Below are 12,868 nucleotides of genomic sequence, written 5' to 3'. Positions count from 1 at the left end.
TTCCGCAAACTGCTGGACGAAGGCCGTGCTGGTGAGAACGTAGGTGTTCTGCTGCGTGGTATCAAACGTGAAGAAATCGAACGTGGTCAGGTACTGGCTAAGCCAGGCTCCATCAAGCCGCACACCCAGTTCGAATCTGAAGTGTACATCCTGAGCAAAGATGAAGGTGGTCGTCACACGCCATTCTTCAAAGGCTACCGTCCACAGTTCTACTTCCGTACCACTGACGTGACCGGTACCATCGAACTGCCAGAAGGCGTAGAGATGGTAATGCCAGGCGACAACGTGAACATGGTTGTAACCCTGATTCACCCAATCGCGATGGACGACGGTCTGCGTTTCGCAATCCGTGAAGGCGGCCGTACTGTAGGCGCTGGTGTTGTTGCTAAAGTTATCGCTTAATCGCTGATAAAGTTTGACGCGACACGCGGTAAAAGGGCATCATTTGATGCCCTTTTTCTACGCTGTGAACTAGAACCTATCTCATCAGCGATTTTGCAGTCATAATCATTGGTGAGATGGGCTCTTAAACCGTATTGACTGAATACGTCATGGCGTAAAACACCGGGGTATCGCTAGTGCGGTATCCGATCGGTTTGGTTTGCCTCGCAATGCGAGGCAAAGTTGTTTGTTCTGAATCATCATTGTGACAGGTTGGTTTATGAGTGCGAATACCGAGGCTCAAGGGAGCGGACGCGGCCTGGAAGCGGCAAAGTGGCTGATCGTCGCCGTTCTGTTGGTTGTGGCTATTGTCGGTAACTATTACTACCGTGATTTAAGCCTGCCATTGCGCGCGCTGGCAGTTGTGCTGATCATCGCCGTTGCAGGTGCAGTGGCTCTGATGACCACCAAAGGCAAAGCCACCGTTGCGTTTGCCCGTGAAGCGCGTACCGAAGTACGTAAAGTGATTTGGCCAACTCGTCAGGAAACGCTACACACCACGTTGATCGTTGCCGCGGTAACCGCCGTGATGTCACTGATTCTGTGGGGACTGGATGGTATTCTGGTCCGTCTGGTGTCGTTTATTACTGGCCTGAGGTTCTAAAATGTCTGAAGCTCCAAAAAAACGTTGGTACGTCGTTCAGGCGTTTTCCGGTTTTGAAGGTCGCGTAGCGCAATCGCTGCGTGAACACATCAAACTGCACGATATGGAAGAGCTGTTCGGCGAAGTGATGGTGCCTACGGAAGAAGTGGTTGAAATCCGTGGCGGCCAGCGTCGCAAGAGCGAGCGTAAGTTCTTCCCTGGCTATGTGCTGGTGCAGATGGTGATGAATGACGCCAGCTGGCACCTGGTGCGCAGCGTACCGCGCGTCATGGGGTTTATCGGCGGTACGTCTGACCGTCCAGCGCCGATCAGCGATAAAGAAGTTGATGCGATCATGAACCGCCTGCAGCAGGTTGGTGACAAGCCGCGTCCGAAAACGCTGTTCGAGCCGGGCGAGCTGGTGCGCGTCAACGACGGCCCGTTTGCCGATTTCAACGGCGTGGTCGAAGAAGTCGATTACGAGAAGAGCCGCCTGAAAGTTTCCGTTTCCATCTTCGGCCGTGCAACGCCGGTGGAACTGGACTTCAGCCAGGTTGAAAAAGGCTGATCGAATAATCAGCAGTAAGCGGCCTGTTGCCGCTTGTCAAAGGCGCGAAATTGAACTACAATTTCGCGCCTTTTGTTTTTAGATGCCTTGCCTGATGTTTGTCCGGCGAGGTTAAACACGGGGAGCCTCTCACGAGGCGATACTACCCAAACCGAGGAAATTTAAATGGCTAAGAAAGTACAAGCCTACGTTAAGCTGCAAGTTGCAGCTGGTATGGCTAACCCGAGCCCACCAGTGGGTCCAGCTCTGGGTCAGCAGGGCGTTAACATCATGGAATTCTGTAAGGCGTTCAATGCTAAGACTGACAGCATTGAAAAAGGTCTGCCGATTCCGGTTGTTATCACCGTTTATTCTGATCGCTCCTTCACTTTCGTTACCAAAACCCCGCCAGCAGCAGTTCTGCTGAAAAAAGCGGCTGGTATCAAGTCTGGTTCCGGTAAGCCGAACAAAGACAAAGTAGGTAAAGTGACCCGTGCTCAGGTACGTGAAATCGCAGAAACCAAAGCTGCGGACATGACTGGTTCTGACGTTGAAGCGATGACTCGCTCCATCGAAGGTACCGCTCGTTCCATGGGCCTGGTAGTGGAGGATTAAGAGATGGCTAAGCTGACCAAGCGCATGCGCGTGATCCGTGACAAAGTTGATGCTACTAAACAGTATGACATCACTGAAGCTGTTGCTCTGCTGAAAGAGCTGGCCACCGCTAAATTCGTAGAAAGCGTTGACGTTGCCGTTAACCTCGGCATCGACGCTCGTAAATCTGACCAAAACGTTCGTGGCGCTACCGTTCTGCCACACGGCACCGGTCGTTCCGTTCGCGTTGCCGTATTTACCCAAGGCGCTAACGCTGAAGCTGCGAAAGCTGCAGGCGCAGAGCTGGTAGGTATGGACGATCTGGCTGAGCAGATCAAGAAAGGCGAAATGAACTTCGACGTTGTTATTGCTTCCCCGGATGCAATGCGCGTTGTTGGTCAACTGGGCCAGATCCTGGGTCCACGTGGCCTGATGCCAAACCCGAAAGTGGGTACCGTTACTCCGAACGTTGCTGAAGCTGTGAAAAACGCTAAAGCAGGTCAGGTTCGCTACCGTAACGACAAAAACGGCATCATCCATACCACCATCGGTAAGGTTGATTTCGACGCAGACAAACTGAAAGAAAACCTGGAAGCCCTGCTGGTTGCGCTGAAAAAAGCAAAACCTTCTCAGGCGAAAGGTATGTACATCAAGAAAGTTAGCCTCTCCACCACCATGGGTGCTGGCGTTGCTATCGATCAGAGCGGTCTGTCTGCCGCAGCGAACTAATCGCACTTGCGATTATCGCTTTGACTTGGGGCCGAGATTTGTCTAGAATCTTATGCCCCAAGGTTTTGCTATTGGCTATGCCGTAGGCAAAACAAAGATTTTTCGGTTGGAGCCTGGCCTATCCAGGCCTCCGTCCAAGACCGCAGGTGTATCGCGAGATACTTAATCCTTCCTGCGTAGACGGTGACAGAGCCTAAGAAAATTTTTCTTTTTTATAAAAGAATGTCTTTGCTGGATTCTGCTCACCGTGTTAAGCCGCTCGGCGTGGCGTTTTACAAAGCGCCGAGTGAAGTGAGTTCCGGGGGATTTTCCCCGGCTAATCCAGGAGCAAAAAGCTAATGGCATTAAATCTTCAAGACAAACAAGCGATTGTTGCTGAAGTCAGCGAAGTAGCCAAAGGCGCGCTGTCTGCGGTTGTTGCGGATTCCCGCGGCGTTACCGTAGATAAAATGACTGAACTGCGTAAAGCAGGTCGTGAAGCTGGCGTTTACATGCGTGTTGTTCGCAACACCCTGATGCGTCGCGTAGTTGAAGGCACTCCATTCGAATGCCTGAAAGACACGTTTGTCGGTCCAACCTTGATTGCATTCTCTCACGAACACCCGGGCGCTGCTGCTCGTCTGTTCAAAGAGTTCGCGAAAGCGAATGCAAAATTCGAGGTTAAAGCTGCGGCCTTTGAAGGTGAGCTGATCCCAGCGGCGCAAATCGACCGCCTGGCGACGCTGCCAACTTACGAAGAAGCGATCGCACGCCTGATGGCAACCATGAAAGAAGCCGCTGCCGGCAAACTGGTTCGCACTCTGGCTGCAGTACGCGATCAGAAAGAAGCGGCGTAAGCCACTCTTTCTTAGCCTTTGCTAACGTATTTAAACTATTTCTGAATTTTAGGAACAATTGTTATGTCTATCACTAAAGACCAAATCCTGGAAGCAGTTGCCGCTATGTCCGTAATGGACGTTGTTGAACTGGTTTCCGCTATGGAAGAAAAATTCGGCGTTTCTGCTGCTGCTGCTGTAGCTGTAGCTGCTGGCCCAGCTGAAGCTGCTGAAGAGAAAACTGAATTCGACGTTATCCTGAAAGCTGCAGGCGCTAACAAAGTTGCTGTTATCAAAGCAGTACGTGGCGCTACCGGCCTGGGTCTGAAAGAAGCTAAAGACCTGGTTGAATCTGCTCCAGCCGCTCTGAAAGAAGGCGTGAGCAAAGATGACGCAGAAGCTCTGAAAAAATCTCTGGAAGAAGCTGGCGCAGAAGTTGAAGTTAAATAAGCCAACCTTTCCGGTTGCAGCCTAGTCTTTTAGGCTGATGGCTGGTGACTTTTTAGTCACCAGCCTTTTTGCGCTGTAGGGCGCCAGTAGCGTTTCACACTGTTTGGCTGCTGGTTTCGCCTCCCAATGTTTGTTTCTATTGACGACTTAATATACCGCGGTCTTTGCACTACCAGGAGTTCTGGGGGAAGGCGCGATGAAATGGTTTAAGCGTGATGGCAAGAGACATTGCGGAAAGTGTTCCCGCTTTCCGGTCGACAAAACGGTGTTGCATGAACTGTCCCTAATCGGACGGACAGATTGGGTCACTGATCAGCGAGCTGAGGAACCCTATGGTTTACTCCTATACCGAGAAAAAACGTATTCGTAAGGATTTTGGTAAACGTCCACAAGTGCTGGACATACCATATCTCCTTTCTATCCAGCTTGACTCGTTCCAGAAGTTTATCGAGCAAGATCCAGAAGGGCAGTACGGCCTTGAAGCCGCATTCCGTTCTGTTTTCCCTATCCAGAGCTACAGTGGCAATTCGGAGCTGCAATACGTTAGCTACCGTCTTGGTGAGCCGGTCTTCGACGTCAAAGAGTGCCAGATCCGTGGTGTGACGTTCTCTGCACCGCTGCGCGTAAAACTGCGCCTGGTTATCTATGAGCGCGAAGCGCCTGAAGGTACGGTCAAAGACATCAAGGAACAAGAAGTCTACATGGGCGAAATTCCGCTCATGACCGAAAACGGCACCTTTGTGATCAACGGTACTGAGAGGGTTATCGTATCTCAGTTGCACCGTAGTCCTGGCGTATTCTTCGACAGCGATAAGGGTAAAACCCACTCCTCGGGTAAAGTGCTGTACAACGCACGTATCATCCCTTACCGCGGTTCATGGTTGGACTTCGAGTTCGATCCGAAAGACAACCTGTTCGTGCGTATTGACCGTCGCCGCAAACTGCCTGCGACCATCATTCTGCGCGCGCTGAACTACACCACTGAACAGATCCTCGACCTGTTCTTTGACAAGATCGTCTTCGAAATCCGCGACAACAAGCTGCAGATGGAGCTGGTGCCTGAGCGCCTGCGTGGTGAGACCGCTTCGTTCGATATCGAAGCCAACGGCAAGATCTACGTAGAGAAAGGCCGTCGCATCACCGCTCGTCATATCCGTCAGCTGGAAAAAGACGACATTCAGAGCATTGAAGTACCGGTAGAGTACATCGCGGGCAAAGTGGTCGCGAAAGACTATATCGATACCAATACCGGCGAACTGATCTGCGCAGCCAACATGGAGCTGTCGCTGGATCTGTTGGCCAAGCTGAGCCAGTCCGGCCACAAGCGTATCGAAACGCTGTTCACCAACGATCTGGATCACGGCGCGTACATCTCTGAAACGCTGCGTGTCGATCCGACCAACGATCGTCTGAGCTCGCTGGTAGAAATCTACCGCATGATGCGTCCTGGTGAGCCGCCAACGCGCGAAGCTGCCGAAAGCCTGTTCGAGAACCTGTTCTTCTCCGAAGACCGCTACGATCTGTCCGCGGTTGGCCGTATGAAGTTCAACCGTTCTCTGCTGCGCGACGAGATCGAAGGTTCGGGCATCCTGAGCAAAGACGACATCATCGAAGTGATGAAGAAGCTCATCGATATCCGTAACGGCAAGGGCGAAGTGGACGATATCGACCACTTGGGCAACCGTCGTATCCGCTCCGTCGGCGAAATGGCCGAGAACCAGTTCCGCGTAGGTCTGGTGCGTGTTGAGCGTGCGGTGAAAGAGCGTCTGTCTCTGGGCGATCTGGATACCCTGATGCCTCAGGACATGATCAACGCCAAGCCGATTTCGGCGGCGGTGAAAGAGTTCTTCGGCTCCAGCCAGCTGTCCCAGTTCATGGACCAGAACAACCCGCTGTCCGAGATCACGCACAAGCGTCGTATCTCTGCACTGGGCCCGGGCGGTCTGACCCGTGAGCGCGCCGGCTTTGAAGTTCGAGACGTACACCCGACCCACTACGGCCGCGTGTGTCCAATCGAAACGCCGGAAGGTCCAAACATCGGTCTGATCAACTCCCTGTCCGTGTACGCACAGACTAACGAGTATGGCTTCCTGGAAACCCCGTACCGCCGCGTGCGCGACGGCGTGGTGACCGATGAGATCAACTACCTGTCTGCTATTGAAGAAGGCAACTTCGTTATCGCCCAGGCGAACTCCAACCTGGATGAAGAAGGCCGCTTCGTAGAAGACCTGGTCACCTGTCGTAGCAAAGGCGAATCAAGCCTGTTCAGCCGCGACCAGGTTGACTACATGGACGTATCCACCCAACAGGTTGTTTCCGTTGGTGCCTCACTGATTCCATTCCTGGAACACGATGACGCCAACCGTGCATTGATGGGTGCGAACATGCAACGTCAGGCCGTACCAACCCTGCGTGCTGACAAGCCGCTGGTCGGTACCGGTATGGAACGCGCTGTAGCGGTTGACTCCGGCGTAACCGCCGTTGCCAAACGCGGCGGTGTGATCCAGTACGTGGATGCTTCCCGTATCGTTATCAAAGTTAACGAAGACGAGATGTACCCGGGCGAAGCAGGTATCGATATTTACAACCTGACCAAGTACACCCGTTCTAACCAGAACACCTGCATCAACCAGATGCCGTGTGTGAATCTGGGTGAGCCAATCGAGCGCGGCGACGTGCTGGCGGATGGCCCATCGACAGACCTGGGCGAGCTGGCACTGGGCCAGAACATGCGCGTAGCGTTCATGCCTTGGAACGGCTACAACTTCGAAGACTCCATCTTGGTCTCCGAGCGCGTGGTGCAGGAAGATCGCTTCACCACCATCCACATCCAGGAACTGGCGTGCGTGTCTCGCGACACCAAGCTGGGGCCTGAAGAGATCACCGCCGACATCCCTAACGTGGGTGAAGCTGCGCTCTCCAAACTGGATGAATCCGGTATCGTATATATCGGTGCTGAAGTGACCGGCGGCGACATTCTGGTCGGTAAGGTAACGCCTAAAGGCGAAACCCAACTGACGCCGGAAGAGAAACTGCTGCGTGCGATCTTCGGTGAGAAAGCGTCTGACGTTAAAGACTCTTCTCTGCGTGTGCCGAACGGCGTTTCCGGTACGGTTATCGACGTGCAGGTCTTCACCCGCGATGGCGTGGAAAAAGACAAGCGCGCGTTGGAAATCGAAGAGATGCAGCTGAAGCAGGCGAAGAAAGACCTGACTGAAGAACTGCAGATCCTGGAAGCCGGTCTGTTCGCACGTATCCACGCGGTGCTGGTTGCCGGTGGCATCGAAGCCGACAAGCTGAGCAAGCTGCCGCGCGATCGCTGGCTGGAACTGGGCCTGACCGACGAAGAGAAGCAAAACCAGCTGGAGCAGCTGGCTGAGCAGTACGACGAACTGAAATCCGACTTCGAGAAGAAGCTGGAAGCCAAGCGTCGTAAGATCACTCAGGGCGACGATCTGGCGCCGGGCGTGCTGAAAATCGTCAAGGTTTATCTGGCCGTTAAACGTCAGATCCAACCGGGTGACAAGATGGCAGGCCGCCACGGTAACAAGGGTGTTATCTCCAAGATCAACCCGATCGAAGATATGCCTTACGATGAAAACGGCACGCCGGTAGACATCGTACTGAACCCGCTGGGCGTACCATCACGTATGAACATCGGTCAGATCCTGGAAACCCACCTGGGTATGGCTGCGAAAGGCATCGGTGAGAAGATCAACCAGATGCTGAAGCAGCAGCAGGAAGTGGCCAAGCTGCGTGAGTTCATCCAGAAGGCCTACGATCTGGGCGACGACGTTTGCCAGAAAGTTGACCTGAACACCTTCAGCGACGACGAAGTGCTGCGTCTGGCAGAGAACCTGAAAAAAGGTATGCCGATCGCAACGCCGGTGTTTGACGGTGCGAAAGAGACTGAAATCAAGAAGCTGCTGGAAATGGGTGGTATCCCGACCTCCGGTCAGATCACGCTGTTCGATGGCCGTACCGGTGAGCAATTCGAGCGCCAGGTTACTGTTGGCTATATGTACATGCTGAAACTGAACCACTTGGTTGACGATAAAATGCACGCCCGTTCAACCGGTTCTTACAGCTTGGTTACTCAGCAACCTCTGGGTGGTAAAGCGCAGTTCGGTGGTCAACGCTTCGGTGAGATGGAAGTGTGGGCACTGGAAGCATACGGCGCGGCTTATACCCTGCAGGAAATGCTCACCGTTAAGTCGGATGACGTTAACGGCCGTACCAAGATGTACAAAAACATCGTGGATGGCGACCACCGGATGGAGCCAGGCATGCCGGAATCCTTCAACGTACTGTTGAAAGAAATCCGCTCGCTCGGCATCAACATCGAACTGGAAGACGAGTAATCGTCATTCCGGCTCAGGCTCCCCGCCTAAGGGAGCCTGAGGGTGGTTGTTCAGGTCACACGGGTACCTACTGCGGTTGTGGGTACCCAACAGGTTTAACTCCGACAGGAGCCAATCCGTGAAAGACTTATTGAAGTTTCTGAAAGCGCAAACTAAGACCGAAGAGTTTGATGCGATCAAGATTGCTCTGGCCTCGCCAGACATGATCCGTTCGTGGTCGTTCGGTGAAGTTAAGAAGCCGGAAACCATTAACTACCGTACGTTCAAACCTGAACGTGACGGCCTTTTCTGCGCCCGTATCTTCGGGCCGGTAAAAGATTACGAGTGCCTGTGCGGTAAGTACAAGCGCTTGAAACACCGCGGCGTGATCTGTGAGAAGTGCGGCGTTGAAGTGACCCAGACCAAAGTGCGCCGTGAGCGCATGGGCCACATCGAGCTGGCTTCCCCGACCGCGCACATCTGGTTCCTGAAATCGCTGCCATCCCGCATCGGTTTGCTGCTGGATATGCCGCTGCGTGACATCGAACGCGTACTGTACTTCGAATCCTATGTGGTGGTCGAAGGCGGTATGACCAACCTCGAGCGCCGTCAGATCCTGACTGAAGAGCAGTATCTGGACGCGCTGGAAGAGTTCGGTGACGAATTCGACGCCAAGATGGGTGCGGAAGCCATTCAGGCCCTGTTGAAAAACATGGATCTGGAAGCCGAGTGCGAGCAGCTGCGTGAAGAGCTGAACGAAACCAACTCCGAAACCAAGCGCAAGAAGCTGACCAAGCGTATCAAGCTGCTGGAAGCGTTCGTACAGTCCGGTAACAAGCCGGAGTGGATGATCCTGACCGTGCTGCCGGTACTGCCGCCGGATCTGCGCCCGCTGGTTCCGCTGGATGGCGGCCGTTTCGCGACGTCGGATCTGAACGATCTGTATCGCCGCGTGATCAACCGTAACAACCGTCTGAAACGCCTGCTGGATCTGGCTGCGCCTGACATCATCGTGCGCAACGAAAAGCGTATGCTGCAAGAAGCGGTAGACGCCCTGCTGGATAACGGCCGTCGCGGTCGTGCCATCACCGGTTCCAACAAACGTCCTCTGAAATCTTTGGCCGACATGATCAAAGGTAAGCAGGGTCGTTTCCGTCAGAACCTGCTCGGTAAACGCGTTGACTACTCCGGCCGTTCCGTAATCACCGTAGGTCCATACCTGCGTCTGCATCAGTGCGGTCTGCCTAAGAAGATGGCGCTGGAGCTGTTCAAACCGTTCATCTACGGCAAGTTGGAGCTGCGTGGCCTGGCCACCACCATCAAAGCCGCCAAGAAAATGGTTGAGCGTGAAGAAGCCGTCGTTTGGGATATCCTGGACGAAGTGATCCGCGAACACCCGGTACTGCTGAACCGTGCACCAACCCTGCACCGTTTGGGTATCCAGGCGTTTGAACCGGTTCTGATCGAAGGTAAAGCGATCCAGCTGCACCCGCTGGTTTGTGCGGCCTATAACGCCGACTTCGATGGTGACCAGATGGCTGTTCACGTACCGCTGACGCTGGAAGCCCAGCTGGAAGCGCGTGCGCTGATGATGTCTACCAACAACATCCTGTCCCCAGCGAACGGCGAGCCAATCATCGTTCCTTCTCAGGACGTTGTACTGGGTCTGTACTACATGACCCGCGACTGTGTTAACGCCAAGGGCGAAGGCATGGTGCTGAACGGTTCCAAAGAAGCTGAGCGCGTTTACCGCGCCGGCCTGGCGTCTCTGCATGCGCGCGTTAAAGTGCGTATCACCGAAGACGTCAAGAACGCCGAAGGCGAGTGGACCTCTCAGACCAGCATCATCGACACCACCATCGGCCGCGCCATCCTGTGGATGATCGTACCGAAAGGTCTGCCGTACGCGATCGTTAACCAGCCTTTGGGCAAGAAAGCGATCTCCAAGATGCTTAACACCTGTTACCGCATCCTGGGCCTGAAGCCGACCGTTATCTTTGCTGACCAGATCATGTACACCGGCTTTGCTTACGCAGCCCGTTCCGGCGCTTCCGTAGGTATCGACGACATGGTTATCCCGGCCAAGAAGGCGGAGATCATCGAAGAAGCGGAAACCGAAGTTGCCGAGATCCAGGAGCAGTTCCAGTCTGGTCTGGTTACCGCCGGCGAACGCTACAACAAAGTGATCGATATCTGGGCTGCCGCGAACGAACGCGTTGCGAAAGCGATGATGGAAAACCTGTCGGTAGAAGACGTGGTTAACCGTGACGGCGAAGTGGAACAGCAAGTTTCCTTCAACAGCATCTTTATGATGGCCGACTCCGGTGCGCGTGGTTCCGCCGCTCAGATTCGTCAGCTGGCCGGTATGCGTGGTCTGATGGCGAAGCCGGACGGCTCCATCATCGAAACGCCAATCACCGCGAACTTCCGTGAAGGTCTGAACGTACTCCAGTACTTCATCTCCACCCACGGTGCTCGTAAAGGTCTGGCGGATACCGCACTGAAAACCGCGAACTCCGGTTATCTGACCCGTCGTCTGGTTGACGTCGCGCAGGATCTGGTGGTGACCGAAGACGACTGTGGCACCCACGACGGCATCCTGATGACTCCGGTTATCGAAGGTGGCGACGTGAAAGAGCCGCTGCGTGAACGCGTTCTGGGCCGTGTGACGGCAGAAGACGTCCTCAAGCCGGGTACGGCGGACATTCTGGTGCCACGCAACACCCTGCTGAACGAGAAGGCGTGTGACCTGTTGGAAGAGAACTCCGTCGACAGCGTTAAAGTCCGTTCCGTGGTGAGCTGTGAAACCGACTTCGGTGTGTGTGCTAACTGCTACGGTCGCGACCTGGCACGTGGCCACATCATCAACAAAGGCGAAGCCATCGGCGTTATCGCGGCACAGTCCATCGGTGAGCCGGGTACACAGCTGACGATGCGTACGTTCCACATCGGTGGTGCGGCATCTCGTGCGGCTGCTGAATCCAGCATTCAGGTGAAAAACAAGGGTAGCATCAAGCTGAGCAACGCGAAGTTCGTTATGAACGCCGCAGGCAAGCTGGTGATCACCTCGCGTAACACCGAACTGAAACTGATCGACGAATTCGGCCGTACCAAAGAAAGCTACAAGGTGCCTTACGGCGCCGTGATGGGCAAAGGCGACGGTGAAGAAGTTAACGGCGGCGAAACCGTCGCTAACTGGGATCCGCACACCATGCCGGTCATCAGTGAAGTCAGCGGCTTCATTCGCTTCGCGGACATGGTCGACGGCCAGACGATTACTCGTCAGACCGACGAACTGACCGGTTTGTCTTCTCTGGTTGTTCTGGACAGCGCAGAGCGTACCGGTAGCGGTAAAGACCTGCGTCCGGCACTGAAAATCGTTGACGCTCAGGGCGAAGACGTATTGATCCCAGGTACTGATATGCCTGCTCAATACTTCCTGCCGGGCAAAGCGATCGTTCAGCTGGAAGACGGCATTCAGATCGGTGCGGGTGATACCCTGGCGCGTATTCCTCAGGAATCTGGCGGTACCAAGGATATTACCGGTGGTCTGCCGCGCGTTGCCGACCTGTTCGAAGCGCGTCGTCCGAAAGAGCCGGCAATCCTGGCTGAAATCAGCGGGATTATCTCGTTCGGTAAAGAGACCAAAGGCAAACGTCGCCTGGTGATCTCTCCGCTGGACGGCAGCGACGCTTACGAAGAGATGATTCCGAAATGGCGTCAGCTCAACGTGTTCGAAGGCGAAGTGGTGGAACGTGGCGACGTCGTTTCCGACGGCCCAGAGTCTCCGCACGACATTCTGCGTCTGCGTGGCGTGCATGCGGTTACCCGCTACATCACCAACGAAGTGCAGGAAGTTTACCGTCTGCAAGGCGTTAAGATTAACGATAAGCACATCGAAGTTATCGTTCGTCAGATGCTGCGTAAAGGCACCATCGTTAGCGCTGGTGGCTCCGAGTTCCTGGAAGGCGAGCAGGCTGAAGTGTCTCGCGTCAAGATTGCCAACCGTCAGCTGGAAGCTGAAGGTAAAATCGCGGCAACCTTCTCGCGCGATCTGCTGGGTATCACCAAGGCATCCTTGGCGACCGAGTCCTTCATCTCCGCCGCATCGTTCCAGGAAACGACGCGCGTTCTGACCGAAGCTGCCGTAGCCGGCAAGCGTGATGAACTGCGTGGCCTGAAAGAGAACGTCATCGTGGGCCGTCTGATCCCAGCCGGTACCGGTTACGCTTATCATCAGGATCGCATGCGTCGCCGTGCTCAGGGTGAAGCGCCGGTTGTTCCGCAAGTCAGCGCGGAAGAAGCGACGGCTAACCTGGCCGAGCTGCTCAACGCAGGCCTGGGCGGCAGCGACGACGAGTAATCGTCA

8 protein-coding genes and 1 pseudogene are annotated in these 12,868 nt (G+C 54.5%); all 9 read left to right on the top strand.

Going from position 1 to position 12,868, the window contains the following annotated elements:
• Positions 1-402: pseudogene (tuf, locus tag ACJ8QF_RS24575) on the top strand (elongation factor Tu); the annotation flags it as partial.
• A 259-nt stretch (positions 403-661) separates the two neighbouring features.
• A complete protein-coding gene (gene secE / locus ACJ8QF_RS24570) occupies positions 662-1,045 on the top strand; it encodes a preprotein translocase subunit SecE (protein WP_004929916.1) in 384 nt (127 codons plus the stop codon).
• 1 nt (position 1,046) lies between these two features.
• Complete coding sequence (gene nusG, locus ACJ8QF_RS24565) at positions 1,047-1,592, top strand: transcription termination/antitermination protein NusG (RefSeq protein WP_004929914.1); 546 nt, start codon at positions 1,047-1,049, stop codon at positions 1,590-1,592.
• 165 nt (positions 1,593-1,757) lie between these two features.
• Positions 1,758-2,186 carry a 50S ribosomal protein L11 gene (gene rplK / locus ACJ8QF_RS24560; RefSeq protein WP_004929911.1) on the top strand — a complete coding sequence of 143 codons (429 nt, stop codon included), beginning with the start codon at positions 1,758-1,760 and terminating at the stop codon, positions 2,184-2,186.
• A 3-nt stretch (positions 2,187-2,189) separates the two neighbouring features.
• Entirely contained in the window at positions 2,190-2,894 is a 705-nt protein-coding gene (gene rplA, locus ACJ8QF_RS24555; RefSeq protein ID WP_004929908.1) for a 50S ribosomal protein L1, read from the top strand.
• Positions 2,895-3,232: 338 nt separating this feature from the next.
• Positions 3,233-3,730, top strand: a complete 498-nt coding sequence (gene rplJ / locus ACJ8QF_RS24550; RefSeq protein ID WP_004929905.1) for a 50S ribosomal protein L10 — start codon at positions 3,233-3,235, stop codon at positions 3,728-3,730.
• Positions 3,731-3,793: 63 nt separating this feature from the next.
• Complete coding sequence (gene rplL, locus ACJ8QF_RS24545) at positions 3,794-4,159, top strand: 50S ribosomal protein L7/L12 (protein WP_004929903.1); 366 nt, start codon at positions 3,794-3,796, stop codon at positions 4,157-4,159.
• Positions 4,160-4,491: 332 nt separating this feature from the next.
• On the top strand, positions 4,492-8,520 hold the full coding sequence (gene rpoB, locus ACJ8QF_RS24540) for a DNA-directed RNA polymerase subunit beta (RefSeq protein ID WP_004929900.1): 4,029 nt from the start codon (positions 4,492-4,494) through the stop codon (positions 8,518-8,520).
• Positions 8,521-8,638: 118 nt separating this feature from the next.
• Positions 8,639-12,862, top strand: coding sequence for a DNA-directed RNA polymerase subunit beta' (gene rpoC / locus ACJ8QF_RS24535; protein WP_004929899.1), 4,224 nt, complete (start codon positions 8,639-8,641; stop codon positions 12,860-12,862).
• Positions 12,863-12,868 lie beyond the last annotated feature (6 nt).

It is taken from the genome of Serratia sp. CY81684, from assembly GCF_052166595.1.
Lineage (GTDB): Bacteria > Pseudomonadota > Gammaproteobacteria > Enterobacterales > Enterobacteriaceae > Serratia > Serratia nematodiphila.
Note: the sequence above shows the minus strand (reverse complement) of the source record. Positions and strands in the feature narration are given on the sequence as shown.

What these genes read in the sequence shown, in the direction of transcription:
- rplK (WP_004929911.1), top strand. Translation starts at nt 1,758, where the DNA reads ATGGCTAAGAAAGTACAAGCCTACGTTAAGCTGCAAGTTGCAGCTGGT.
- nusG (WP_004929914.1), top strand. Translation starts at nt 1,047, where the DNA reads ATGTCTGAAGCTCCAAAAAAACGTTGGTACGTCGTTCAGGCGTTTTCC.
- secE (WP_004929916.1), top strand. Translation starts at nt 662, where the DNA reads ATGAGTGCGAATACCGAGGCTCAAGGGAGCGGACGCGGCCTGGAAGCG.
- rplJ (WP_004929905.1), top strand. Translation starts at nt 3,233, where the DNA reads ATGGCATTAAATCTTCAAGACAAACAAGCGATTGTTGCTGAAGTCAGC.
- rplA (WP_004929908.1), top strand. Translation starts at nt 2,190, where the DNA reads ATGGCTAAGCTGACCAAGCGCATGCGCGTGATCCGTGACAAAGTTGAT.
- rplL (WP_004929903.1), top strand. Translation starts at nt 3,794, where the DNA reads ATGTCTATCACTAAAGACCAAATCCTGGAAGCAGTTGCCGCTATGTCC.
- rpoB (WP_004929900.1), top strand. Translation starts at nt 4,492, where the DNA reads ATGGTTTACTCCTATACCGAGAAAAAACGTATTCGTAAGGATTTTGGT.